Raw genomic sequence first — 26,047 nt, forward strand, 5'->3', positions numbered from 1 at the left:
ATTGCGTACGGGCGGAAGACGTCCCATCCTTTTCAGACCGTCCTTTTCTGACGTGATGTCAGAGGATCACTGGAGTTCCTCTGACACGACGTGAGAGAAGAGGGGGCCGCATGACCGTCACTCAGCGTCGGGGCCGGAAGATCATGATGACGCCCGGTGAGCTGGACGAGTTCCTCGTCACCCAGCGCACCTGCCGGGTCGCCACGGTGTCCGCGGGTGGAGCGCCGCACGTCAGCACGCTGTGGTTCGCCTGGGACGGCACCTCGATGTGGCTGTACTCCGTCGTGCGCAGCAAGCGCTGGACCGACCTGCGGCGCGATCCGCGGGTGGCCGTCGTGGTCGACACGGGCGAGGAGTACGACGAGCTGCGCGGCGTCGAGCTGTCCGGATCCGTGGAGTTCGTGGGCGAGTTCCCCCGCATCGGGGAACTGTGTGCCGAACTCGACGTCCCGGAGACCCTGTTCGCCCGCAAGAACTTCAACCTGGAGGAGATGCCGCACGACGGCCGGCACGCCTGGGTGCGGCTGACCCCGGAGAAGATCGTCTCCTGGGACTTCCGCAAGCTGGGCCCCGCCTAGCCCACCTCGCGCCCGGCGTCCTGAAGCGCCTCCACCGCCGCCCGGATCGACGGGCGGCGGTCGGCGTCCGCACGCCAGACGGCGTAGATCTGTCGCCGCACCGACTGCCGTACGGGGACGGCCCGCACTCCCTCCGGGAGCGGGCCGCGCCCCAGTCTCGGTGCCACGCACACCCCCAACCCCGCACCGACCAGGGCGAGTTGCGTGGGGTGTTCCTCGGCGCGGTGGGCGACGCGCGGCTCGATGCCCTTGGAGCGCAGGGTGTGGATCAGCCACTCGTGGCAGAACTCGTTCTCACCCCAGGTGATCCACTCGTCGTCGGCGAAGTCCTCCAGGTCCACCTCGGTGCGCTCCGCGTAACGGTGATCGACAGGCATCGCGATGTCCGCGGTGTCGTCGAGGATGACGGCCTTGACCAGCCCGTCGGGCATGGGCAGTGGTCTGTTGTACCAGTCCAGGACGACGGCGAGGTCGAAGTCGCCGCGCATCACGGCGAGGACGGCGGGCTCGGGCTCCGTCTCCCGCGAGGTGACGCGCAGCCCGGGATGCGCCTTGCGCAGCTGGGACAGCGCGGCCGGGAACAAGCCGCGCGCCGCGGTCGGGAACGCCGCCAGCCGCAGCTCCCCCACCACCTCCCCGCGGTGTGCCTCCAGGTCGGACTGGGCGAGCTCGACCTGCGACAGGATGCGGGCCGCATGCTCGGCGAGCAGCCGGCCCGCGTCCGTGAGCCGCACGCCCCGGCCGTTCTTGGCCAGCAGCTGCTGGCCGACCTCCCGCTCCAGTTTGGCCAGCTGCTGGGAGACGGCGGACGTCGTGACATGCAGCCCGTCGGCGGCACCGCTGACGGAGCCATGCCGGGCGAGGGCGTCGAGGGTGCGCAGCCGCTCCAGATTCAACATGTAAGCAATGCTACGAGGTATCGCACGCGAATTCTCGATTGTGCTACGAGGTATAGTCCACCATCGTTACGCCCATGAGCATCACCGCACCCCGCACCCGCCCCGCCCTCGACTGGCGTCTTCGCTTCGGCGCCCTCTCGTTGATCTGGGGATTCAGCTTTCTGCTCATCAAGGTGGGCACCGAGGGGTACGCCCCCTTCCAGGTCACGCTCGGACGGCTGGTGTTCGGCACGGCGGTGCTCGCGGGGGCCATGGCGGTGAAGCGGGAGCGCCTGCCGCGCGGGGCGCGCACCTGGGGACATCTGGCGGTCGCCGCGTTCCTGCTCAACGCGCTGCCGTTCTCCCTGTTCGCCTACTCGGAGCTGACCATCCCGTCCACCCTGGCCGGCATCTGCAACGCGACCTCACCGCTGTGGGGCATGGCGCTCTCCCTGGTCGCGCTCTCCGAGGACCGCCCGACCCGCGTGCGGGTGGCGGGGCTCGGCCTCGGCTTCCTGGGCGTGCTGACGGTCCTCGGTGCGTGGCAGGGCTTCCACGGGCTGGACGCCACCGGCACGGCGATGGCGCTGCTGGCCTCGCTGAGCTATCCCGTCGGCTGGATCTACGTCCGCCGTACGCTGGCCGGGGCCGGCCACTCCCATCTGTCCATGACGGGGGCGCAGTTGCTGCTGGCCGCGGTGCAACTCGGCGTTGTGACGCCGTTGTTCACCTCGTTTCCGGCGCGGTTTCCGGTGGCGCCTACCCTTGCCGTCGCCGCGTTGGGTGTGCTGGGTACGGGGCTTGCGATTCTCATCCAGTACGGACTGGTCGCCGAGGTCGGGCCGACCACGGCCCAGATGGTCACGTACTTCATTCCGGTGATCGCCACGGCAGCGGGCGTTGCCGTTCTCGGGGAGTCGCTGCGGTGGTCCACCCCGGTGGGGGCGGTGATTGTTCTGGCGGGGGCGGCGCTTACGCAAGTGCGGGCTCGTTCAAGTGCGCCCAAGGGGTTGGGGGTTGAGGAGGCTGAGCGTGTGCGGGTTGTCGGTGGCCGGTCGCGCTCACGCGGCGGAGCCGCACATTGATACAGCCTCGCGCCCCTGAAGGGGGGTTGCCCTCCCCCTCACACATAGCTTCGGGTCGGTGATGGGCCCAAGGCCCTTGCGACTGCGTCCGCCAGGAGGTCGATCTCCTCCGGCGCCAGGGTCGCGACCGTGACGCGGATGCCCGGTGGGGCGCTCATGCGGAAGCGGGCGCCGGGGGCGACCGCCCAGCCGGCGTGGAGGAGTGCGGCCACCGCCGTGGTTTCGTCGGGGACGGGGATCCAGACGTTCAGGCCGGTGCGGCCGTGGGCCTCGACGCCGCGTTGCGCGAGGGCGTCGATCAGGAGGTCGCGGCGAGTGCGGTAGGCCGCCGCGACCGCGCGGGTGTCCAGCGCTTCGTCGGCCCACAGCCGTACCACCGCCCGCTGGATGAGGTGGCTGACCCAGCCGGGGCCGAGGCGGTGCCGCCCGCTCACCCGGTCGACCGTGGTCGCGTCGCCGGTGAGGACGGCCAGGCGCAGATCGGGGCCGTACGCCTTGGCGACCGAGCGCACGAAGGCCCAGTGCCGGGTGATGCCGGCGAGGGGGTGCAGCGGGAGGTCGACGATGCCGTGGCCGTGGTCGTCCTCGACGAGGAGGATCTCCGGGTGGTCGCGGAGCACGGCGCGCAGGGCACGCGCGCGCGTGGCGGTCACCGCGGCGCCGGTCGGGTTCTGGGCGCGGTCCGTGACGATCAGGGCGCGGGCGCCGGCCGTCAGGGCCTGTCGTACGTCGTCGGGGAGCGGGCCCTCGTCGTCGACGCCCACCGGGGCCGTGCGCAGGCCGAGTGCCGGGACGAGGTCGAGCAGGCTGCCCCAGCCGGGGTCCTCCACGGCGACGGTGTCCCCCGGTTTGAGGTGCGCCGCGAGCACGCGCTCGATGGCGTCCAGTGAGCCGGACGCGACCGTCAGCGGTCCGTCCGGCACCCCGTCGGCGTCAAGGTCCGCACGCGCGATGCGCTCCAGCTCCGGTTCGACCAGGGCGTCCCCGTACAGCACGGGCTCCCGGTCGCCCTGCTCGCCCGCCGCCGCGAACACCTTCGCCAGCGAGGGCAGCAGCGCCGGGTCGGGGTTGCCGTTCGCCACGTCCCGCACGCCCGCGGGCACATCCATCCGGACGTAGTCGCGCCCCGTGGTGGCCGGCTTGGACCGCACCCTGCTGCCGCGCCGCCCGTGCGTCTCGATGACCCCGCGCTCCCGCAGGATCCGGTACGCGGACGCGACCGTGTTGGCATTCACGCCCAGCTCGACCGCCAACTCACGCATGGGAGGCAGCAGTTGCCCCGGCTCCAGCGCGCCGGACCCCACCGCACGCTCGACGCTCGACGCAATCTCCGCTGCGCGTCGCCCTTCGATCCGATATCCTTCTAGCACAAAGACGATTATGCACTAGTGCAATGGAGATCGCAATGCAGGGGACCCAGCAGCAGCCGACGTCGCAGCCCGCCGTCTACCCGCCGACCGATCGCACCGTCCCCACCCGCTCCGCGGACCGGGCGAGGTACGACAAGGAGCTGGTGCACGCGATACTCGACGAGGGCTACGTCTGCCATCTGGGCTTCGTGCGGGACGGGGCGCCGGTGGTGCTGCCCACGCTCTACGGGCGGGTCGGCGACCGGCTCTATGTGCACGGTTCGACGGGCTCGCGCCCGCTGCGGATGACCGGCAAGGCTGACCCCGGGCTGGCCGTGTGCCTGACCGTCACACATGTGGACGCGCTGATCCTGGCCCGCTCGGCCTTCCACCACTCGATCAACTACCGGTCCGTGGTGGTGCACGGCGTCGCGCACGACGTGACGGACCCCGAGGAGAAGCGGACGGCGCTGGACGCGCTGGTCGACCACGTCGTACCGGGCCGGGCGGCCGACTCCCGGCCCGCGAACAAGAAGGAGCTCGCCGCCACCGCCGTGATCCGCCTCGACCTGAACGAGGTCTCCGCCAAGCTCCGCACGGGCGGTGTGAACGACGAGCCCGAGGACCTGGCCCTGCCGCACTGGGCCGGCGTCGTCCCGCTGCGGAAGGGGTACGAAGCACCCGTGCCGGACGGGGACCTGGCGCCCGGCACCGCCCTTCCTGACTACCTGGCGGTGCCGTGATGATGATCCACCCGTGGGACGCGGCTCATGACGACGCCGAGTGGCAGCAGTGGCTCGGCGCGCACGACTTCGGGCAGCTCGCCGTCAACGGTCTGCCGGGAGAGCCGCCGCACGTCCAGCCGCTGCACTTCGCGTACGACGCCGAGCGCGGCGAGGCCGTCACCCACCTCGCCCGCCCCAACCCCCTGTGGCCGGCGCTGGAGGCGGACCCGGACGTCGTGCTGAGCGTGGTCGACGACTACGTGTACGTCCCCGGGCCCTGGCTGGCCCCGCCGGACGCCCCGTCGGAGCACGGCGTTCCGACGAGTTTCTACGCGGCCGTCCAACTTCGTTGCCGGGCGCACGTCGTGGACGACCCGGCCGAGAAGGCCGCACTCCTCAACCGCCAGGTCGGCCACTTCCAGCCGGAGGGCGGCTCGGCGCCGGTGGCGGCGGACGAGGCACCGTTCGGCAGGTTCCTCGCGGGCATCCGCGCGCTGCGGCTCGAAGTGGTCGGCGTCCGGGCGAAGTTCAAGTACGCCGGCCACAAGCCGCAGGAGGTGCAGGACCGGGCGGTGGCGGGCCTCGCGGCACGGGGCGGCGCGCGGGACGCGGCGGCCCGGGAGCACCAGCTGCGCCGGCGAGGGGCGTGGCCGGCGCAGCGGTGAGCCCTCGGGGATGGGCCGCACCCCGGCTTTCACACGAGTAGCGGGTCCTCCGCCTCCGTGGGCGTGCCCCCTGTCTCCGACAGCGCCAGACCGGCGACCGAGCCCAGCATCAGCAGGGTGCCCACGAGGGTCGCCGTGGTGAGCCGCTCGCCGAACAGGAGGATCGCGAGGGCCGTCGCGCCCACCGGCTCCAGCAGCATGATCACTGACACCGTGGCGGACCGGACGACAGCCGCGCCCGCGAAGTAGAGACCGTAGGCGAGGGCCGTGGGGACGGCCGCGATGTAGGCCAGCAGCCACAGGGTCAGGGCAGTGTGGTCGGTGTGCGGGAACAGTCCCTCGGCCAGTGCGAACGGCAGCAGGCACAGGCTGGTGACCGCGAACGCCCCCACCGACGTACTGGAGGCGTCGACCTCACCGTCCCTGCCCCACCAGCGCGTGAGCAGGGTCAGCACGCTGTACCCGGCCGCGGACAGCAGGGCGAGCAGCACACCCGACAGGCGTACGGTCGCTCCGCCGCCGCCGAGGACGAGTACTCCCAGCCCGGCCAGGGCCCCGGCGACGGCGATCAGGCCGCCGCGGCCCAGCCGCTCCCCCATCGTCAGCCGGGCGCCCAGCGCGATGAGCACGGGGCCGGTGCCGAGCGTGACGACGGTGGCGACGGCGAGGCCGGTGGCGGACACGGCCGCGAAGTAGGCGGTCTGGAACACGGCGAGCCCGACACCCGAGACACCGGCCCGAAGCGCCCTGCGACGGAGCGGTTCGCGTACAGCGGCCCGCCCGCGCGGACGCAGCAGGCGGGCGGCGAGCAGCAGGACGAGGCCGGCCGCGCAGCGCCAGAAGGAGAGCGCGGCGTAGCCCATGTCGCCGGCCCGGTAGACCAGGGAGGCGGCGGCGCCCGCGGTGCCCCAGGCGGCACCGGCGACGATCAGATAGAACAGGCCTCGCCCGACGGGCAGGCCGAAAGCAGCATTCGACGACACGAAGGTCTCCGCAGAAGTTTCGGAAGGGACCCGGCATCGGCCGGGCCGTGGACTTCTTCTGCGGGCAGCACCGTTTGGCCCGGCACCGGGCCGGGCGTGGTTTCCGGAGGGCCCGCCTCAGGCGGCCGGAGGCGGAAGAACGAGTGCGTTCGAAGGCATGATCAGCACCCTAGGCGGCGCTTTCGCGGGACGACAACTCCCTTTCCGGGCCGCCGCTCGCCACCGGCTGGGGGGATCCCTTGGCAGGGGCCGAGGACTGGGCGATGAACGCGCCCACGAGGACGACCGCACCGCCGGCGATCTGCGGCGCCGACAGGTGCTCGCCCAGCAGCACCCAGGCCAGGACGGTGGCGACGACCGCTTCGAGGCAGGCCACGACGCCGGCGACCTGCGGGGAGAGCCGGCGCACCGAGAGCACACCGGTGACGTACGCGAGGACGGTGGCAATCAGGACGATCCAGGCCAGCAGGAGCAGGGCGGCGACCGGGGTGCCGTCCATGTGCGCGGTGCCGGTCAGCACGGACCAGCGCATGGTCCAGGGGCGGGCCACGGCGGTCAGCACGACGGCGCCGATCAGCAGGCCGTACGCGATGACGCCGAGCGGGTCGGGCGCGTCGTCGCCGGCATCGCTGCCCTGGTCGGACAGGACGAAGTAGCCGACCTGGCAGCAGGCGGCGCCGAGTGCGAGCAGCAGGCCGACGGCGTCGAAGCTCAGCCCCGACCAGACCTCGACCACACAGGCGAGCCCTCCGGCGGCGAGGACCACGCCAAGCGCGGCGGCACGGGTCACCGGCCGCCGCTGCACGAAACGCACCCAGCCCAGGACCAGCGCGGGCGCGAGGTACTCGACGAGCAGCGCGACCCCGACGGGTATGCGGGAGATCGCGGCGAAGTAGCAGGCCTGCACACCGGCCACGGCCAGCAGTCCGAACCCGGCGAGCAGCCCCGGGCGCCGGCGCAGCAGCGCGCGGTGGCGCACGGCGACCGGCAGCATCACCAGTGCGGCGCCCGCGACCCGCAGCCACACCACGTGGAGCGGGTCGAGTCCCGCCTCGATCAGGGGTTTCGCCGCGACCCCGGATCCTCCGAAGGCGACCGCGGACCCGAGGGCCAGACCGAGTCCGGCACTTCTGCCGCGGCTGCCCCGGCTGCTCTCAGACGTATGCACGGCCACATGATGACAGGCGACGACATGAGCGTCACCCCCGATGACACCTGTCTCAGCGGCTGGACCATCCGGACCGCGCCAGCCGGATCTCGATACGCGTCAGCACGGCGTCCGTTTCGAGGCCGGCCCGGTCGAGGACCTCGACGGCCCGTGCCTGCGGGTCGACGACGATCGCCGCGAGGAGGTCGATGCCGCGGGCCGGTTCGGCGCCGCGGGCGGCCGCGCGTTCGCAGGCGTGGTCCATCGCGCCCGCGGCCAGCGGCGAGAAGCCCTCGGCCTCCGCGACCACGGGGACGGCGCCGGAGTCCTCGACGGAGCCCTGCCAGCGCAGGCCGTAGCCGATGCTGCGCTGCACCAGGTAGCCGAGCAGCCGGGCGATCTCGGGCCCGTCGTCGAAGACGGCCCGCACCTCGGGGTCCTGCTCCAGGAGCGAGTGCAGCAGATGGGCCGTGTCGATCTGCCGGTCCCCGTCGCGCACCGCCCGGCGGCGGGCACCGGAGACCACCGCTGCCAGTTCGGTACTGAGTCTGGCATCGTTGTCCACGCGGGGGCCGACGGCCTGTTCGCCGACCGACTGCCGGGGGATACGGGGTTGCACACCCCCTACCCCATCAACCTCCTCGCCTCCGGTCATCCCCGAGGGGGAGCATTTTCGCGTCCCACAGTGAGTGGACCCGGCGGGCTCGAATCTCCTCCTTACGGATGAGATCTGGCCGTTCTGCCCGTGGGGGCGCGCGCCGCCTTGTCACGCGCCTGGCGTGCAACCACAGCGCCCCGTCGCACGTCCAGGAAGTGCGTGGAAAGCAGGTGCTGGCTGGTGTCCCTGCCGGCCGTGGATGGCAAGCAGTACGTGTACCGGGTGGACGCCCCGGAGGACGCGCTGCCCGCCGACCTGTTCTGGGACGCCTGGCACTGCCATGACGAGAGCGCCTTCCCGCGCGCCTGGGATCTCTTCGACGCCGCGGTGATCCGCCGGGTCGACTGACCGCCCGGGGGCGCACCGGGAAACGCCCACATTTTCTGACGGTTCATCAGTATTGAATGTTCCGGGTCCTGCGGCTACGTTCCGCGACACCACAGCCCGACTTGAAGAGGTGGTCGCATGCCCGAAATCAACGCGGAGGCACGGATCGAGGCGCCGGCCGAGAAGGTGTGGGCGCAGCTGATGGACTGGCCCGCGTACGGCGAGTGGAACGCCACCCACACCAGCTTCCCGCAGGGCGGCCCGGCGGCGCTCGAAGTCGGCGGAACCTTCCAGGAGAACATGAAGCTGATGGGGTTCCCGGCCGAGGTCGAGTGGACCATCTCGGAACTGGAACCGGCCCGGGTCTTCGCCATCAAGGGCAAGGGTCCGATGGCCGTGAACGTGGCGACGCGCTACACGCTGACGCCCGAGGGCGAGGCCACGAAGGTCCGCATCGACGGCGAGTTCACGGGCGCCGCGGTCACTTTGATGGCGGGCAGGCTGAAGGACTCGGGGACCGCCGCGTTGAACGAGTCGCTGCGCAAGCTCGCCGGGCTGGTGTCCTGACCGCCGGACACGGGAAGGCGCCCCGCGGAGTGCTCCGCGGGGCGCCTTCGTCGCCGTAAGAACGGTCAGTCCTCGTCGGCGAGAATCAGATACAGCTTCTTGCGGGCTTCGTTGATGACCGTCAGCGCCTTCTCGCGCTGCTCCTTGTTGCCGGTCTTCCAGACCTGGCCGAAGGCCTCCATCAGGCCGAAGCCGGCCTGGCGGATCTCACCGAGCGCCTCGAAGTCGATGCCGCGGGAGGCTTCCTCCCAGGGCGCGTCCGGGCCCTCGTCGGCCGCGGCGCGGCCGGACTCGGTGAGCGAGAAGAGCTTCTTGCCGCCCTCGCTCGCGCTGGTGATCAGGCCCTCGTCCTCCAGCAGTTGGAGGGTGGGGTACACCGAGCCGGGGCTGGGCTTCCACGCCCCGCCGCTGCGCTCGGCGATCTCCTGGATCATCTCGTAACCGTGCATGGGCCGGTCCTTCAGCAGGGCCAGGATCGATGCCCGTACGTCACCTCGCCGTGCCCTGCCCCTCGGTCCGCCGCGCCCTCGTGGCCCCCAGGGGCCCGGGCCGAAGCCGGGTCCGCCGAAGCCGAAGCCGCCAGGACCACCGCCGGGTCCCCCCGGCCCGAAGGGACCGAAGGCGCCGCGTCGGCCCTCGAAACCACCCCGCCCGCGAGAGCCGTGTCCACCGTGTCCACGTTCGAATCCATGGGAACGCATCGCAATCACTCCATTCCATCGTTGATCTGTCGCGATGCTTCAACGATATATCGGTACTGTTCGTAGGCAAGACCCTCCGGAACACTCTTGGTTGACCTGCGACAGGGAAGATGGGCCGCTTGCCACCGAACTTGGAGTGATGACTCTTCGCGTCATCGAAGATGGGTCACGGCACGGTCTGTGACAGCGAAGTTGGACCGATGTCGACCTGAGCGGTGCAGTCGCAGAGTTCCGCTCGCCAGCGGAACCGTCTCGCCACATCGTGGAAGTCGATACCGGGCTGCCGCCCGGCGCCGCCCCGGGCACGCCACCGCGGCCCGAGTACGACCTACAGGACCGTGCACTTCTGGAGCGAGCACGAGCCCCTCTCTGACATCGTCGGGTGAGACGCTCCGAAATGATCAGAGAGCCGGCGCCGCCTCCCATCGGCCACCCGCACCGAGAACGGCCCCCGAACCAGCACCGCCCGACCACCGCACCGAACCGGCCGAGGTGATTCCGCTTGGTGTCTTCGACGCCCCTGCAGAGGCCGAAAGGTGGCTATGCCCAGGCCCTCCCGCACCTCCTTCGTCCCGCAGCAGGCCACGGAACAGGAGCTGCCGCCGGACAGCCCGCTGACCATGAAGGAGGGATGGCGCCGCTTCGTCGAGCATGAGTCGTCCCCGCCCACACTGCTAACCGCAGTGCAGCGGGCGGCCCTGTCACCAAAGGGGAAACTGCGCGACGACGGACTCCGCCGGAACTACCATGCCGTCCTGCCACTGGTGAACACTCCGACCATCCAGAAGGTCATCACCACCTCACGACTGCTGGTCCAGCTCAACCGCCAGCAGATCTCCGCCCGCCGGAGCATCAACATCAGCGGCGCCTCTGGCACCGGGAAGACCACCGCCCTCTCCCAACTCGGACGGGCCCACGAGATCGCCGTCCGCAAACGCCACCCACGCGACCGCTCCCGGCTCCCGGTCATCTATGTCACCGTCCCGCCGGCCACCACCCCGAAGACGCTCGCCATGGAGTTCGCCCGCGACTACGCCGCCGAACGCTCCAAGGCCCTCACAGCCCCGGAGAAACCCCGCTCATGCCGGAGGCGCGTCGCCTGATGCTCCTCCCCCGCTTGCCCGACCCTGTCCCGCCCGCACAGCACGAGATCGCCGCCTCCTACATTGGCCGGCTGGCCCGGCTACACGGCCTCAGTGTCAATGCCCTCTGGCGGTACGTCACCGAACGTGAAGCCTCCGGAGGCATGCGCCGCGTCGTCATCCCCGAACGCCTCGCCGCCGTCACCGGCCGGACCGTCCACGCCCTCGCCGGAGCCCTACCCGAACTGCGCACCCCGCAGCCCGACTGGGCCATGTTCCGCCACCAGCCACAACGCGGCTGCCGCCACTGTGACGCCAAACACCCCGGCGGCGAAGTCATCAGGATCTTGCCGCACCACCGCTACGTATGCACCCGACACCGGTTATGGCTCTGCCCGTCCGACGTCGACGGACACACCACGTCCCTCGACGCCCTCCCCGAAATCGTCCAGGCACAGCGCCGACACCTACGCATCCTGCGGCGTCACGGTTGGGCCGTCACATACGACGCCGTCCTCACCGCCATACTCATCTGCGGCCAGCTCTGGTCACTTCCGGAGAACAAGAACGGCGAGGCCCGGCACGACTGGGTCCGCCGGGCCAGCATCCTCATCCCGCCCGACACAGCCGAATCGGCCTTCTCCGTCGCACGTCTCTGCGCCGTGGTCTATCCCGAAGCCGTTGCGCTGGCCTCGCTCTTCGCGTCGCCTTACTGGAGACGGCAAGCACAGAAAACGACCTGGAACCGCCGCCTCTTCGATGCCGAGATCGCCCAGCGGTTACGACACCCCAACTACAGCTACAAAGACCACGACAACGATCCCATCAGCCACTGGGCGAACATGAACGCCAAACGCCCGCCGCTTGCTCCCATCTACGTCCACGACCAGAAACGTAACCTCCGGAAATCAGCCCTGATCCCCGCCACCCAACTCGCCCAGCAACGCCACGCCCAGGCCTTCGACCCATCACGCCGAGCCGGCGAAGCGCTCGTCGCACACCGCTACCTCGCCACGGTCTTCCGGCGAGCCTGGGATCCAATGCGGAAACACGAGCTCCTCCCGAACGGAGACAGCTACTACAGGCTCTAGCCAGTCATGACCACGCGGAAAAGCTCGAGGTGGTCGCCGAGGAAGCCCGGAAGCCGTCAGTAATTCACCCCTTCTGCGGGCGGCAGGCGAGCGATGTTCCCCCAAAGGCCGGACTGCCTCGGGGGTCAGCCCGGCGGTCTCCTTCCACCAGCGCCAGGCCCGGACCGAGCAGAGGTGGGCGCATGAGCCGTAGGGCACCTCGACCGTGGTTCAGGTACGTCCGTCGCTCTCGTCAACTCCGTTTCCTTGGGAGGGTACCCACGGCAATCGGACCAGCAAGCTGCTTTCTGAGTGCATCAGGGTGGTGAAGTGATCGACGAGCTTACCGACGGCGATCGGGTCGCGGATGACGGCACCGACCTCCAAGTTGTCGTTGTACGCGTTGTCGGTGAGGTTCGCGCTGCCGAGCAGGACGGTGCTTCGGTCAGCGGCGATGACCTTGGCGTGCATGCTGCCGCGTCGGCCGCTAGAGCCGCGCCGCTCGGCGTTCGCCCATTGCCATAAGTGCACGTCCGGGTGGAAGCGCAATGCGTGGAATGCGATACGCCCGTCGGTCTCTCCATGCAGCCTGCCGCCGGCGGAGCGCGCGGTCTCCAGGACCAGGTTCACGCTGACGCCACGATCTGCGGCCTCTGTGATCTCCTCGACGATCTCCTGTATGCCGAATGCGGCGTAGCTGGTAAGCAGGAGCGTGCGGGTCGCCGACCGTATGACCTCGACTGCCGCGGATGTGGTGAGCCTGAGCGGCACGGTACCGCTCAGCGGGCCGGAGACGACGATGTCGACATGGTGGGAGGCGAGGTCCTGCTCGTAGCGGCAGATGGCAGCTTCGAGGGCTAGGGCCAGGGCGGGACCCGGCAGTTGCGGATCGGCAGATCTCCAGGCGGACAGCAGCAGAGCGGCGCGCGGCCCGAGTCCCGCGCCGGGATGCGCGGCGATCAGACGGGACTCTGTCTGATCGTCGGGAGCTTTGATGGTGCGCAATGCCCTGGTCCAGGCTGCGAGATGGGTCTCGGGGAGGCTTGCGACGAGCTCAGAGATCACTTCGGGAAGGGGGATCGCGGCTTGGCCGACCTTGTGGCCGGTCATGGCGTGAAAAATCCGCCTGGCCGGCCACTGAACGTCTCGACGAGCAGTTCGCGGTCCAGGAAGTGGTTGCCTCGTTCGCAGGATGTTTCCGCGGCGAACAGGCAGGCGTGGCAGGCTGCGCCGTGCAGGCGGCCGTGGGCGACCGGGTTGTGGTCGGCGCACAGGGGGTCCGAGCCGCATAGCCGCGCGGCCTCGAGCGCTTGGTCGATCAGAGCGCCGAGCCGGTGCTGCCCGCCGAGGGTGACCAGGCCTCCGAGGGTGCCCTCGCTGTCGGGGGCCGCGGTGTAGAGCAGGATCCCAGCCATCGGGTCGTCGCCGGAGCGTGCGTAGATACGTTCGCCGATGCCGGAGGCGCCGTAGCCGCACTCCAGGGCGAACTCGCGGATCAGGACGTGGGCGAAGGTGTGGAGCAGCAGGTAGCGGATGCCCGGCCACTCCGCGGCGGTCCGGCGCTGGGCGCACCACTTCCGATGTGCGGCTCTCAGGATGCCAGCGCGTCGGATGACGTCCGGGTTCTGTTCCCAGGTGGCGACCCGTTGTTCGTCGAAGCGAAGGAATATCCCCTCGCCGCGGGTCTCCGCACACGGCACCCAGCTCGGCGCAGAGCTGGTCAGCGGTGCGCGGTTCTCCTCCTGTACCGGTCCGCCGCTGGTCGCGGATCCCCATTCCGGTGCGTCGATCCGGCTGAACCCGTACAGGGCTGATACCTCTCGGAGCCGCTTGACGAGCCGCACCTGGTTAAGCCAATTGCGGTGGGTGGGCGGTACGGGCTCGTTGCTGACGCTGAAATTAGGATGGTTCTGGGGACGGCCGATGAAGGCGAGCCATTCCGGGCCGGCAATGTCCAGTGCGTCCACGTCCTCGACGGCGCCGGACTGCATTCCGTCACGGTGGCGGGCGATCGCGTTCAATACCTCGTCCGCGCCGAAGCGCTCAAGTTGTGGCCACATCACCTGCGTAGGCAGGACCAGGCGGGCGGTCTCGCGTGGCAGGCTCGCCACCACCTGCAGTCCGGCCCAGTGTTCGACGACCGCGCTGTCAACCGGGTTCTCAGCGTGCGGCAGGGAAAAGACCCGCAGCTGCATCGCGAACCAGCCGTTCGTGGCGCCCAGCGCCATGGTCCGGGTCTGCTCGGTACAGGGCTCGAAGGTCCCCAGGTGCGGGTGCCGGCCCCGGCAGGCCGGCAGGACGAGCTCGCTGCGGGTACCAATGGCCTCGGCCATGGAACGGGCCTTCACCTCGCAAGAGCATTCGACGAAGATGTTCGCCGCCTCACCGGTGGTGCCGCGCTCGACCAGCTTCAGCGTGTGGTCCGGCCCGTGCGGCGCGCCGCGGTGGACGAAGTACATCCACGGGAAGTCGTCGAGATGCCCAGCTGGGCAGGCTGAGACGAACCTGGCCGGTACTGCGGTAGGCCTCCTGCGCCCGCTCTCGCGGCAGGAGTGGACGTAGCGGGTCTGGTCGGGCGCGAAGCTGTTCGGCAGCAGATGGAAGAGCCCGGAGTCAGCCGGTGCGAGCCGGTTGCAGCGATTGTCGGTGCACCGCAGCCAACCCGGGAACACCGCGACTGGAACGCCGATCCGCGACCAGGCGCCGCTGAAGTCGTTCGGGTCCTCCGGCGTGTACGGCGGCATCCGGAGGTTTTGGACCTGGTTGCCGAGCTTGCTGCGCACCGCCGCGAGTAGCCGTTCCTCGGGAACGATCGCGGCCTGCTCCAACGCCCACTCGTCGAGTCCGAGGATCATCACCGAGAGGTTCGGCAGGTCCGCGACCGCGCCGACTCCGTAGGTGTGCAGCAGCTGGCTGGGCCGCAGCTCCCCGACTCGCAGCTCGTCCGCCGGTCGTGAAACGCTCGTGGTGCTGGTCATGAGAGGTCCCCTTGCTGCCTGGCGCCATCAATGTCCGGGGTTGTACGTGGGAGGAAGGGGTGTTTCTCATGGTCGTCGATGCTGCCCGGTGCAGCTCGCAGGACCAGACGGATACCCGGCTCGACCTCGCGCAACGAGGTCGGACAGGTTGTGGGACCCCAGGGGCCAGCGTCCGGGCTGCGGAGCAGTCCCACGATGTCGTCGGCCTTGCCTTTGGCGTCGAAGGCAAGCCGGGTCGCCGGGCGGCGCTGCTCGCGCGCCCACAGGTCCAGGAGGCTGTCGAGTTCTTCGCGTACCCGAGCCGCGACGGTGCGATCGGTGGAGATCTCGCCCGCGCGGCGTTCGAGGTAGCGGACGATGTGGTCGGCCTTGCTGCTGTGCGTGTCGAAGGTCTGCGCGCCGAGGTTGCCGTTATCGCTGGCGTCCAGGTTGCGGGCCAGCGCCACCAGGACACCGGCCAGGCCGCGGTCTATGGCGCGCTCGGCGAACGGAGTTACCGAGAGGGCCTCAACGTGCCGGTACACGGTGGAGTGGAAGTGCTCGAAGGTCTCGTAGTGGGACAGGTCGCGTGGGCGGGCCCAGTTGAACACGGTGAACACGAGGCCCGGGGTGGCACGGCCGACGCGGCTGGTCGCCTGGATGTACTCGGCGGTGGACTTGGGTTGGTTGGCCACGACCATGACGCCGAGGCGGGAGACATCGACGCCGACGGCGATCATGCTGGTGGCCAGGAGCACGTCGATGGGCGTTAGCTTGTTCGCCTTGGGGAAGGTGTACTCCAGTTGATCGAGGATGTCCTTGATTTTCTCCGAGGTCAGCCGTGAGGTGAGTTCCTCGAGTCTCAAGTCGTAACGCCGGGACAAACCACGCTCGTTGACGCGTTCCAGTCGGGTGGAGACGTCGTCCTCCACGGAGAGACGCATACCGCCGAGGTCACGCAGGCTGTTGAAGTAGCCGACCAGCGTCATGTACGGGTCGGTCACCGGGTTGCTTCCGTACCTCTTGTGCACGGTCTGAGCGGCGGCGAGCACGGCGACGTACACGCGAATCATCGTGGACTTTGTGCGCACCCCCTGCGCGCAGATCCCGATGTAGCGGCGTCCTGGATGCGAGTCGGCAGGCCGCTGACGGGCGAAGAAGCTGTCGCCGATCTCCAGGCCCTGCGGCGGGAAGACCTCGGTGCGCCGGTCGAACAGGGCGTGGATCTGCCGCTCCGCGCGGCGGACTGTGGCTGTCGAGGCGATCACCTTGGGCCGCACCGTCTTGCCCGGTACGTACTCCCAGGTGGCCAATCGGTCCACGGCGGCCTCGTACAGGCCGGTCAGTGATCCCAGGGGGCCCGAAATCAGGTGCAACTCGTCCTGGACGATGAGATCCGGCGGACGTACCTGTGCGGCTGTGGTGAGCGCCGCAGACCGGTAGCGGCCCTCCGCGATGTGACTGCCGGTCTCCCAGCTCTCATCCGCGATCTGCGCCGTGACATACCCGTGGCGTGAGCAGTGTCGTGACGCCCGCCCGAACAAGGCCTGGGTGCGCCCGTTCCAGGCCAGCTGCGCGAACTTGTCGACGGTCGCAATGACCAGGCTCGGTAGGACCCGGTAGATTTCCTCGTCGACCACGACGACCGGCAGGCCCTCCCCATTCGGGTCCCAGCCGCCGAACGGGCAGGAGAACAGCTCCGGACAGCGCAGGTAGGTGCGGCGAAGAGTCATGTCGACCTCGACGTCGCGTCCCTTCTCGATCTTCGTGCCGCACCACGGGCAGCTGGTGAGCTGGTAGGGCGAGCCCGAATCCCGATTGGGCCGCCCACTGGCCTTCCGTACGTCCTTGACCCATTTATCCGCATGGTCGGTCGTGTTCGGAGAGACCTTTCCGCCGACCCACAACCCAATCCGGAATGGTTCCGTGCCCCACCGCGTCTCGTCCGCCCGGCGCAGGACCTCGCAAGCGCAGATCAACGCGGTGGCGCGCTGGAACTGCTGGATCGTCAGCAGCCGAAGTGTGTAGCGCATGAGGACCGCTACCCCGTGGCACGCGTCGAGACCGCCGAGATCAGGTCGAAGCCTGCGGATGGCCAGAGTGTAGGCAGTCAAGCCGAGGTACGCCTCGGTCTTGCCACCACCGGTGGGGAACCACAGGAGATCCGCCACCGCCTCAGCCCCCGTGGCACGCTCCGGGTGCGCCGGATCCGTCAAGGCAGGCAGATTCAGCAGCAGGAACGCGAGCTGGAACGGGCGCCAAGACCGGTGGGCCGGCTGGTCCTCCTCGAGGAACACTCCCTCGACATCACGGGACGGGTCACGGCGCCGAGCCGCGGCGACCCGGGTGTGGATGCGCTGCAGGTGCATCGTGCTGTTGGCGAACCGAAACGCGGTCAAGGCGTCGTCGTTCCCGAGCACCAGCTCGATCCCCGCTTCGATACGGTCCGCTGCCCGTTTCGCATCCCTCAGCGCCTCACCCGCCTGGGTCCGGTACTCGTCAAGGTGCTGACCCTCCTGCCCGACTCGAGCTTCGGACCGCCCGATCCATGCCCGGTAGCCGGCCGCCAGCGGCATCAGCCCCGCGCGCAGCTCTTGCCTTTCGCACGTGGCCAGCACCTTCATGTCGACCAGCAGGTCAGCCAACTCCGGCAAGTCCGGGTCACTGTGTGCTGACGGGGCGTCGGTCTGCTCGATGTCATAGTGCGGTGCAGCCTTCGTTCGAATCGCGACCGCCGTCATTGGATCGGAGTCACTTGCCGTCGCGTGTACGCCGGTGGCGTGCCCCACCGCGAATTCCGGACTGAACCGGTACGCCATCGCCAGACGTCGCTGCTCGGCCCGGTCGGCGCTGTCGCCGCCGGAGCCGGGCTCGTGCCGGGGAAGGAACACCGCCGCGGCCTCAGCCCCAGTCGCCGAGAGTTCGGCCTGGAAGGCCCAGTGCAGCGGGGAGTTGGAATCGGTCTCAGTCGTGTTGACCAGGAACAGTGTGACCAGCCAGTCGTCCTCGAAGCGACGTACCCGTCCACGCAACACCATCTTCTCGTCCTCGCTGTCGAGAACGAGCGGCTCCACGACACCCTCGACCAGCTTGACCGGGACGCTGCCGACGTGCGGCTCACGCCGCCAGATCAGCTTCTCGACGCTCGGATCCGTCGAGCGCGCGCGGACATAGCGTGCCCATTCCCCGGTCACCTCCAAGCGGTCCGCGTCACCGCGTACCCGCGCGGTGAACCCGATCGAAGACGGGCTCAGGCTCGGCACGTTCGGCGCATCCGCGTCCGGTGCCCCATCGTCCGCGCCAGCCAGCCTGCTGTCGCCGAGCGGGGCGTCCAGCTCCTCCGGAAAGATCGTGGTGCCGTTCGGCGCAAGCCGCCCGAGCACATACCAATCCGTCGGAGCGTCCGCGACCTCCTCCATCTCGCCGCCCACCGGCCCGAGCAGGTCCCGCACCACCAACTCGGCCAGTTCGTCCCGCACCGCACCAGGGGGCGGGACAGCCAGGATCGAACCGTTCGACGGCGAGGCCGGCAACATGTCGCTCATGGATCACTACGATAAGACGCGACGCTGACAAGACAGACAGATCACTGCCAAGTAGCAGGCGGCCTCCGCTACCAGAGCACGTCCTCGGAAGCGGGGGGTGGCTTGCGGGCCGCGGTCTTCCTAGGTTTAGCCGAACCCTTCTTACTGTGGAGGCCGTGGCGAACCTCGTCCTCGTAGAGGGCATGGTTAAGTTCGAGTAGACGGTCGTTCATCTCGGTCTGAACGTCGGGATCGACAGTCCAACGCAGGCCGTGGACAGTCTCGTGGAAGCCATGGTTCAGCGCTAGCGGCGTCCAACCGAACCGTGCAGCGAAAGGGTGCGCGAGGTAGGACTCGGCCACGGCCTCGTCGATCTCGACGTGGAGCTCCCGCAGCCGCTGGATGTCGGTGTCGTGGTTAGCCTGTTTATGGACCTCGTTGTAGAGATCGGTCATGCCGAGCTGCGGCGTCCGCGACAGCTGGACATGACGACGGTAGGTGTCCAACTCCTCACCTACGGCACGGATTCGCTGAGTAAGCTTCGGCTGGGGAAAAGTGTCGAATCCATCGGAGGGGGTGTAGCGAAGCCGCGTCTCCAGCGTCGACTCACCCTTGACGGTCCACCAGTTGAAATGCCAGGTGCTGGTCAAGAGCGCGAGCATTGCAGCGCAGTCTGAAGTATAAAAGACACACAGAGCATGCGAAAAAACCTGGCCATTTGGGACGATGGCCGGTAGGCCGTATTTGCTATGCAGCCCAATAACTAGGACCTGATCATGTTTCGAGATGACTCGGCGCATCTCGGGCCGCGGTCGATGGAACCTCCACCATGCCTCTCGATTAGGGCGGCCACATGCCTCGATACGCGCAAGGAGGGAGGGGAAACTTTGCGCCTCCTGGAGACTCATCAACCCAAAATCTATCACCGATTTAGCGGCTCCAAGAGTCGGTTGATTGTTGACCTCATCGGCATTCAGCAGCGGCAAGATTACACTTGCATTTCGCTGGTCCAGTGCAATCAGACTCTGAACTTCGTCGGGATCGTCAAGAACGAGGCCGTCCCCGGTTACCTGACATCCCACTGAGTATTGCCCGGTCGACGCAGCAAGCTTTCTCGGCGCGCCAACGGTGCGCGACGGGACAGTAAGGCTTTGCGAAATTTCGCGCACGGGTCGACCTTCGAGGATGAATTTCTCTCTATCCCCAGCCATGCCAACCCACACTAGCGAGACGTATACGCCGGCCTGACCTGGCCATTCCATTGACTTAACGGCACGCCAGATCTTCCAGCCTTGTGAAACAACTCGATCAAGGCCGACTTCACGAGAGTCAGTCTGCGCAATGCTATTGGTTGCAATGATGCCGGTTCGCCGAGACCGTGCGAGGTCAAGGTTACGCAAGAGGAAATACGTGCAGAGGTCAGCCCGACCGCCCGATCCATGACCCTTTGCAATTACTTGCACGTTATAGTGCAGACAATCCTTCCCGATGCGGGCGCTGGTCTGCACCCCACCGGAAAAGGGGGGATTCCCGACGACGGCATCAAAATGATGGTCGCCTCTAATTGGGTTAGCAAAGATCTCGGGGAATTCCAGCGGCCAATGCAACGGACGCAGGGGCGCCCTGCGTGGCCCGTCGCTGGGGCCACGCAGCCAGCTGTCAATGATGGCACGAGCCTCGGCCGCCGCGTCACTGTCATCCAGCAGTGCCCGCTCGACAAGGTCGGCAATAGAGGCGAGACGATCGTCATAGGCGTCTTCGGACTTGGTTGTCGCAGTGGACAGCTTCGCTGCTACCACGGCGTCCGAAACAAGCCGCAATCGTTCCGTCAACGACTCGGCCTCAGCGAGCTTCTTTGCCTTCTCCCGCGCATCACGAATGTCGAAGACCTCGTGCTCCTCGATGTCCCGGCGCAATTCCGCGGCCCGTGACAGCAGCGGGCCGATGACCTTGTCGATCTCGTCGGTAAGACGGACTTTCATCCGGCCCTCGCTGGGCATGAGGTGGAAGGCCTCGATCTGATCCACCGTAAGGCAGCCGATGAGGGAGTCACCACAGCGCAGTGCGTGATCGACGAAGTTGAAGGGTCGGCCCTTGGCGAGGGTGACCAGCCACAGTGAGAGCTTGGCGAGTTCCACCGCCATCTCGTCTTTGTCGACGCCGTACAGGCAGCGGTCGGCGACCATGCGGCGGGCTTCGAGGAGTAGAGCGTCACGGTCCTCAAGTTGTTGGCCCAGGCGCGCGACGACCGTCTCCGGCACTCCATCGCGGCCCCATGCTTCGACGACGCGTTCGGACAGGTACCGGCATGCCGAGACCAGGAACGCTCCGGAGCCCATCGCGGGGTCGAGGATCTTGAGCGCCAGGAGTTCCGAGGTCGGCCGTACTCGCCACTCGGCCGGCTGGGTGCCGTCGGCGGGGCGCGGGATGCCATCCGGGGAGCCGGGTGCGAAGCAGAGCGGGTCGAGGGTGTGGAGCACGATCTCTTCGGCGAGAGCGCGCGGTGTGTAGTGCGTGCCGGAGTCGCGTCGGTCGCCGACCTGGGTGACGATGACCGTACCGATGGGGTGAACGACCGGCTCGTGGCGCAGGTCGAGGCGCAGCAGGCCGAAGAACGGCCGGACGCGGGTGGCGAGTTCGGGGTCGTTGTCGCAGGCCGCGTCGAGCTGGCCGATCTCTTCCCCGGTTGGCTCGGTGGCCAGTGCGGTGGTGAACTGCTTGTCTGTCAGCCCGGCGAGCTTGGTTACCTCGGCTTGGAGGCGTCCGGTGGCGTGCCAGGTTTCGAGGTCGGCGAGCTTGGCGGTGCTGCCGGACCTGCCCTTGAGGCCGAGGTGCGTCTCGTCGAGGCGGACGGCAGAGTGTTCGAGGAGGCCTTCGTAGACGTGGCCGATCTGTTCGACGTCGAGACCTTTGTAGGAGAGGCGTTCCGGTGGCGCGCTCTTGCCGGTCATGGTGGCGCGCTTGAGCATGATCAGCGCTTCGAGAATGGCGAAGACGACGCGGTCGCTGACCTTCAGTCGCTCCAGCCAAGGGAACCTGCTCGGGTCGAACAGTGATCCGCCGTACGCAGGGATCCACATGTCCGGGTGGCGGGCGCCGCCGTGGATGGCCCGGAAGGTGGCGAGCAGGGTGGGCCAGGCTGCCCATTCGCGGTCCGCGATGGTGGCGTCGTCCTGGTTGAGGCGCTCGTAGAGCTTGGTGACCGAGTAGGACTCCGCGTACAGCTCGTCGTCGGCGGGCAGCAGCGCCTGCTCCTCTGCGTAGAGGAGGAAGACGACGCGCATCATGACTGTCAGGGCGGCACGGTAGACGGTGCCGGGGGCGACGTCCGCCAGCACCCCGCCGCCGGCCTCGCGGTCGCGGCGGGAGAGCTCGGCGACGAGGAGTTCCACGGCCGCACGGACCTGCTGGCCGAGAGTCTTCGTGACGGCGGTGGTGTCCTGGGCGGTGCGAGTGAACAGGGCGCCCAGGGAGTCTGTGTCCTTGCCGTCGCGGTCCTTCGGAGCAATCGCGGCGCAGCGGGCTCCCATCAGCGAGACGAAGGCGCGAAGCAGCAATGGCTCTTCGGACCAGAGGTCGGCGTCGAAGACGGCGAAGGACGTCGGCGTCGAGGGTCGTGCATGGACCAGGGCCCATAGGCGCCCGTTGGTGAGCAGCGCAAGGGGGACGGCGCGCCGTCGGCACAGTTCGGCAGCCTGCTCAACCAGTGACGGCAGGCTCTTTCGGGCGCGGGTGAGGGATTCGCCCCAGGGACGGCGGTAGATCAGGGCGCGTTCGGCTGCGCCGGGCAGGGCGCTGGTCGGGTCGGCTGGGCCCATCAGCAGTGCGTCAGGGGCGGTGCCGGAGCCTTCAGTGAGTTCGCGTGGCAGCATCGAGCCCTGGCGCAGAGCTTGCCCGCGGTAGTCGAGAAGTTCCTCCAGGACGAGGTTCTGCCAGGCGGAGCACAGGGTTTCCGGCGCGGCCTGGAGCTCGGCCCACGCCTGCCGGAGGCGGGCCCGGAGCGCAGTTTCGACGACGCCGAGGCCCTGCGGGAACGCCTCGGCGAGGGTCTTCGCGCTGATGAAGGGGCCGTCCGCGCGCAGTAGATTGAGCCACTCGCCGTGCTGCTCGATCGGGGACTGCTGCTTGGGTTTCGGGGTGCGGGTGCGTGCTGGCATCAGCGGCCTGCCTGGTGTGCGGTAGCACTTACGGTCAAGGAGGCAGGGACAAGGAAGGTGACCGCGGCGGGGAAGCGGCGGGCGACCGGGTCGGCGTAGCGGTGGCGCAAGGCAGCGGCCTCCGAGTCGCGCTGTGCGGGGATGGCTGCGAGGCGTGCCTCCAGCTCCGTATGGTCCTTCTCGAGTTGCTCGCGCTCCGGATCGGCGGTAAGTAGAGAGATCTGCTTCCACTGCGGGCTGGAGTCCAGGGATTCGCGGATGTTGCGTTCCAGTTCGGTCAGCACCGTCTGCATCGCCTTGACGTCCTCCTCGCAGCGCTTGGCCAGCACCTTGCGCTGCTTGCGTACGATCTTGTTGGACTCGACCGCCAGTGCCTTGCCGAGCGGTGCCTCCAGCGCGCCCCACAGTTCGGCGATCCGGTCGCGGAGCTCGGGCGGCGGTGCGTCCTGCGACGCGGCGGCGAGCCAGCGCTCCAGGACGTCGGAGTCCTTCTCCACAGCCAGCTTGCCATGCTCGATCAGTCCACCGGCCAGAGCGATCTGCTCGTGCAGGCGCACGCCGCGGTTTCCGGTGATCACGACACGGCCGTGTGCGATCACCGCCGGGCTGCGCAGCAGGTCACTGGGGACGACGCGGGCGGTGACCCGGGTCAGGTGGTCACCGTGCTCGCCCTGGGACCACAGTTCGGCGCGCAGTAGGCGCAGACAGAGATCGACCAGGGGATGGTTCAGGTGCAGCAGCACCACGTCGGCGCGGCCAGCGTAGTCCTGGTCGAAGGTTACCGGGCGCTCCTTGCCGCTGACCGGGTGCCGCAGGCCGTTGTTGCGGGCTTGCGCCCAATCTCCCTTGAGTTCCGGAAGCCTGAAGCAGCGCGCAGCAACCTTCTTTGGCGACGGAATGTCGATCAAGTCCTTGTTGTGGGCCAGCCGCAGCGCGGTGCGCACCACCCGCTCGATCGTCTGCGGGCCCAAGTTCAGCTCGGTGCGGGTCCGGGTGAGCTGGTCCTGGGCCTGCTGCAGGTCGTGCGCCAAATTCCGTTCAATCTTCAGTACGGCCTTGCCGACTCGGCGCTGGATCTCCCGGTCGGTGGTCTGCCAGCTGGAGCGCCTGCCGAGCATCTTCTGCTCGACCTGGCTGGCGATCACGTCTCCGGCGCTGCCGAGGTCGATGCGGATCTGTTCGACCTTGCGGACCGCGACGCCAAGGAACGCCATCGCGTCCTCCAGGGTGCCTTCGGCGAATCCAGTGTCCTCCTCGCGCTGCCGATCCCAACCCTGGGGGACGAAGTGCACGATCTCGACCTGTGCGGCGGTCTGTCCGTGCCGGTCCACTCGGCCGTTGCGCTGCTCGAGGCGGTTGGGGTTCCACGGGATTTCCCAGTGCAGTACGCGATGGCAGTGGTTTTGCAGGTTGATGCCCTCGCTCGCAGAGTCGGTAGCGAGCAGGATGCGCACCGGGTCGACATCCAGGTCGTCCTGGAAGACGTTCTTGACGCGCTCGCGTTCGTCAAGGTCCTGACCGCCGTAGAGCTGAGCTATGGCCTCTCGGGGGATCCCGGCGCTGATCAGCCGTTCGTACAGCCAGCGCTGCGTGTCGCGGTACTCGGTGAACACGATGACCCGCTCGCCGTCCCAGCGGCCGTTCACACCGTCGGCACCCGTCTCCTTCCGCTGCACGTTCTTGCGTAGCCAGCCGAGGAACGCGGTGAACTTGCCGTCGGCTTTGTCCGAGTTGCGCAGCCCCCAGTCGCGCAGCTCCCCCAAGAGAGTCTTCTCGGCAGGGGACAGCGGCGGGACGAACCGGCGGGCGGTGGTGAGGGCCTCCCGCGCGGCCTCCTCGAAGGCGGTGTCGTCCTCCGCCGTCTCGTCCAGCTGCTCGATCATCTTGACCAGGATCTTCTCCAACGTCGTATGCGCGCCGGAGTTACCATCCCGCTCGGGCTGGTCCTGCCGCTCCCGAGCCAGCATTGTCTGCAGATGGGCCTCCACCGTGTTGGCGAAGGCCTTCGGGCTGGACAGGAAGCGGCGCTTGAGGAGCGTGACGACGAAGTCCGCGGCGCGGCTCGGAGCTTTGCCTGCCAGCGTCAGCTGCCCGTTGATCGCCTCTCGACGGGACTGCGCGTACTGATCGAGCTTCGCGTAGGCATCGCGGGTGCCGGCGTCGTAGGCGACCTCCAGGGGATGGTCGAGGTCGCGCTCCGGGAAACGCGGGCTGCCGTCCCAGTTCGGCGGCAGGTCCCGCTTCAGCCTGCGCACCATCACCTGAGCCTTGGCCTCCTCCGAGGGCTCGAGCGTACGAGCAAAGCGGTGGCTGTCGAGCAGTGCCAGCAGTGCGGTGAAGGAGGACAGGTAGCCGTTGTGCGGGGTGGCCGAGAGGAACAGCCGGTGCTCGGTGTGCGGGGCCAGAGTCTTGATCGCGTTTGTGCGCTGAGAGTCGACCACGTACCTCCCCGAGCCCGAGGGCGCGCAGGTGTGCACCTCGTCGACCACAAGCAGATCGAAGGTCCGCGGGTACTGAGGCACAGGCGGCAGGATCGAGCGCAGAAGCGCCAGCGGCCGCTCGCGCTTGAGCCAGTCGATCGAGACGATCAAGCGCGGATAGTGCTTCCACGGGTTCGCGTACAGGCCGCGTGACCGTCGCAGCTCCTTCAGCAGCTCCGCGTCCACGATCTTGAAGGTGAGACCGAACTTATCCCGCATCTCATCGCGCCATTGCAGCGTCAGTGACGCAGGGCACACGATCAGCATCGTCCGGGCCCGGTGCCGCAGCTTCAGCTCTTGCATCACCAGACCGGCTTCGATGGTCTTGCCGAGGCCGACGTCGTCCGCGATCAGCAGGTTCGTACGCGGCATCTGCAGTGCCCGCACCACTGGGTCGAGCTGGTAGTCCTCCGGCTTGACCCCAGAACGGAAGGGCGCCTGCAGCAGCGTCTTATCCGCCGTCGCCACCGCACCCCAGCGCACCGCGTCCAGAAAGGCGTCCAACTTCGCCGGATCGTCGAACCCTGCAGCCGGAGAGGGCAGGGCATGCTGCTCACGAGCTGTGGCACCGGGCTCCAGCTCCCACAGGACGCGAAGCTCCTCGTCGCCAGCGTCACCGTCCACGGACACCAGAGAGACCAGGTGCTGGGCTTCGGCAAGTAGTGGACTGCCTGGCTGCTCGACTGCAATCGAGGAGCGCTCCACCGCCGTGGCCACCCAATGACGGTTGCGTACGGTAACCAGCTGTCCTACGGCCGGCACCGCAGCACCGTACGTAAACACGTCCGCCTCGTCGCGCTCTTCGACACCCACCCGCGCCAACTCTCCGCCCCTGGATCACCTACTGCTCCCTGTGCATCCTTCCACGAGCCTGAGGACTCCCCCAGATCCTGGGAGACGGTGAACGAAGCCGGACAGCGACGGCTCGGGAAGCGGAGCGGTTTCCCATGATCTTGAACAGCAGAAACCTGCGTGCATGGACCACGTCGCCTACAAGGTGCCCAGGTAGTCCCCCGGCCGTTGACGGCGGTCAGGAGTCGCCCGTGACGGTGCGCCAAGGTGCGGCGGTGACCGGCCGACTCAGCGCGCCGCCAGGTCCGCCGGCACCTGGTCA

General features: G+C 68.5%; 19 protein-coding genes. 8 read left to right on the forward strand and 11 right to left on the reverse strand.

Annotated elements, in window-relative coordinates:
• The first annotated feature begins 110 nt into the window (after positions 1–110).
• On the forward strand, positions 111–578 hold the full coding sequence (locus ACFY1U_RS47035; protein WP_390700240.1) for a pyridoxamine 5'-phosphate oxidase family protein: 468 nt from the start codon (positions 111–113) through the stop codon (positions 576–578).
• Here ACFY1U_RS47035 and ACFY1U_RS47040 read toward each other — a convergent pair.
• Positions 575–1,477 carry a LysR family transcriptional regulator gene (locus tag ACFY1U_RS47040; RefSeq protein WP_390700241.1) on the reverse strand — a complete coding sequence of 301 codons (903 nt, stop codon included), beginning with the start codon at positions 1,475–1,477 and terminating at the stop codon, positions 575–577. The genes ACFY1U_RS47035 and ACFY1U_RS47040 overlap by 4 nt on opposite strands.
• A 74-nt stretch (positions 1,478–1,551) precedes the next feature.
• Between ACFY1U_RS47040 and ACFY1U_RS47045 the strand changes: the two genes are divergently transcribed.
• Positions 1,552–2,541, forward strand: a complete 990-nt coding sequence (locus ACFY1U_RS47045) for a DMT family transporter (protein ID WP_390700242.1) — start codon at positions 1,552–1,554, stop codon at positions 2,539–2,541.
• A gap of 38 nt (positions 2,542–2,579) precedes the next feature.
• Here ACFY1U_RS47045 and ACFY1U_RS47050 read toward each other — a convergent pair whose 3' ends face one another.
• On the reverse strand, positions 2,580–3,911 hold the full coding sequence (locus ACFY1U_RS47050; RefSeq protein ID WP_390700243.1) for an aminotransferase class I/II-fold pyridoxal phosphate-dependent enzyme: 1,332 nt from the start codon (positions 3,909–3,911) through the stop codon (positions 2,580–2,582).
• A 35-nt stretch (positions 3,912–3,946) separates the two neighbouring features.
• On the opposite strand from ACFY1U_RS47050, the gene ACFY1U_RS47055 reads away from it, so the two are divergent.
• Together ACFY1U_RS47055 and ACFY1U_RS47060 are read left to right on the forward strand one after the other, a co-directional pair.
• Positions 3,947–4,633: a pyridoxamine 5'-phosphate oxidase family protein gene (locus ACFY1U_RS47055; RefSeq protein ID WP_390700299.1), complete on the forward strand. Its 687-nt coding sequence runs from the start codon at positions 3,947–3,949 to the stop codon at positions 4,631–4,633.
• Positions 4,633–5,280, forward strand: coding sequence for an FMN-binding negative transcriptional regulator (locus ACFY1U_RS47060; protein WP_390700244.1), 648 nt, complete (start codon positions 4,633–4,635; stop codon positions 5,278–5,280). Before ACFY1U_RS47055 ends, ACFY1U_RS47060 begins: the two co-directional genes overlap by 1 nt.
• A gap of 29 nt (positions 5,281–5,309) precedes the next feature.
• Here the strand turns inward: ACFY1U_RS47060 and ACFY1U_RS47065 are convergent, their stop codons facing one another.
• From ACFY1U_RS47065 to ACFY1U_RS47075, 3 genes are all read right to left on the reverse strand, one after another.
• Positions 5,310–6,263, reverse strand: a complete 954-nt coding sequence (locus ACFY1U_RS47065) for a DMT family transporter (RefSeq protein ID WP_390700245.1) — start codon at positions 6,261–6,263, stop codon at positions 5,310–5,312.
• 169 nt (positions 6,264–6,432) lie between these two features.
• Positions 6,433–7,437: a DMT family transporter gene (locus ACFY1U_RS47070; RefSeq protein WP_390700246.1), complete on the reverse strand. Its 1,005-nt coding sequence runs from the start codon at positions 7,435–7,437 to the stop codon at positions 6,433–6,435.
• A 46-nt stretch (positions 7,438–7,483) separates the two neighbouring features.
• Positions 7,484–8,029, reverse strand: a complete 546-nt coding sequence (locus ACFY1U_RS47075) for a Clp protease N-terminal domain-containing protein (protein ID WP_390700247.1) — start codon at positions 8,027–8,029, stop codon at positions 7,484–7,486.
• A gap of 219 nt (positions 8,030–8,248) precedes the next feature.
• Here ACFY1U_RS47075 and ACFY1U_RS47080 point away from each other — a divergent pair, with 219 nt between their 5' ends.
• The gene (locus ACFY1U_RS47080; RefSeq protein ID WP_390700248.1) at positions 8,249–8,416 is read left to right on the forward strand and encodes a hypothetical protein; all 168 of its coding nucleotides are present in this window, start codon (positions 8,249–8,251) and stop codon (positions 8,414–8,416) included.
• A gap of 117 nt (positions 8,417–8,533) precedes the next feature.
• Positions 8,534–8,962, forward strand: a complete 429-nt coding sequence (locus ACFY1U_RS47085) for an SRPBCC family protein (protein WP_115913988.1) — start codon at positions 8,534–8,536, stop codon at positions 8,960–8,962.
• A 65-nt stretch (positions 8,963–9,027) separates the two neighbouring features.
• Here the strand turns inward: ACFY1U_RS47085 and ACFY1U_RS47090 are convergent, their stop codons facing one another.
• A complete protein-coding gene (locus tag ACFY1U_RS47090) occupies positions 9,028–9,663 on the reverse strand; it encodes a PadR family transcriptional regulator (protein WP_390700249.1) in 636 nt (211 codons plus the stop codon).
• 542 nt (positions 9,664–10,205) lie between these two features.
• Between ACFY1U_RS47090 and ACFY1U_RS47095 the strand changes: the two genes are divergently transcribed.
• A complete protein-coding gene (locus tag ACFY1U_RS47095) occupies positions 10,206–10,766 on the forward strand; it encodes an AAA family ATPase (RefSeq protein ID WP_390700250.1) in 561 nt (186 codons plus the stop codon).
• 14 nt (positions 10,767–10,780) lie between these two features.
• Positions 10,781–11,836: a hypothetical protein gene (locus ACFY1U_RS47100; protein ID WP_390700251.1), complete on the forward strand. Its 1,056-nt coding sequence runs from the start codon at positions 10,781–10,783 to the stop codon at positions 11,834–11,836.
• Positions 11,837–12,046: 210 nt separating this feature from the next.
• Here ACFY1U_RS47100 and drmC read toward each other — a convergent pair whose 3' ends face one another.
• The 5 genes from drmC to drmD all read right to left on the reverse strand — a co-directional run bounded on the left by drmC (position 12,047) and on the right by drmD (position 25,746).
• The gene (gene drmC, locus ACFY1U_RS47105; protein WP_390700252.1) at positions 12,047–12,925 is read right to left on the reverse strand and encodes a DISARM system phospholipase D-like protein DrmC; all 879 of its coding nucleotides are present in this window, start codon (positions 12,923–12,925) and stop codon (positions 12,047–12,049) included.
• Entirely contained in the window at positions 12,922–14,793 is a 1,872-nt protein-coding gene (gene drmB / locus ACFY1U_RS47110) for a DrmB family protein (RefSeq protein WP_390700253.1), read from the reverse strand. Before drmB ends, drmC begins: the two co-directional genes overlap by 4 nt.
• Positions 14,790–18,317 (reverse strand): DISARM system helicase DrmA, encoded by a 3,528-nt coding sequence (gene drmA / locus ACFY1U_RS47115; RefSeq protein ID WP_390700254.1) that lies wholly within the window; start codon positions 18,315–18,317, stop codon positions 14,790–14,792. Before drmA ends, drmB begins: the two co-directional genes overlap by 4 nt.
• A gap of 68 nt (positions 18,318–18,385) precedes the next feature.
• Positions 18,386–22,453: a DNA methyltransferase gene (locus tag ACFY1U_RS47120; protein ID WP_390700255.1), complete on the reverse strand. Its 4,068-nt coding sequence runs from the start codon at positions 22,451–22,453 to the stop codon at positions 18,386–18,388.
• Positions 22,453–25,746 carry a DISARM system SNF2-like helicase DrmD gene (drmD, locus tag ACFY1U_RS47125; protein ID WP_390700256.1) on the reverse strand — a complete coding sequence of 1,098 codons (3,294 nt, stop codon included), beginning with the start codon at positions 25,744–25,746 and terminating at the stop codon, positions 22,453–22,455. Before drmD ends, ACFY1U_RS47120 begins: the two co-directional genes overlap by 1 nt.
• Between the last annotated feature and the right edge of the window lie 301 nt (positions 25,747–26,047).

Source organism: Streptomyces sp. NPDC001351 (genome assembly GCF_042896045.1).
Taxonomy (GTDB): domain Bacteria; phylum Actinomycetota; class Actinomycetes; order Streptomycetales; family Streptomycetaceae; genus Streptomyces.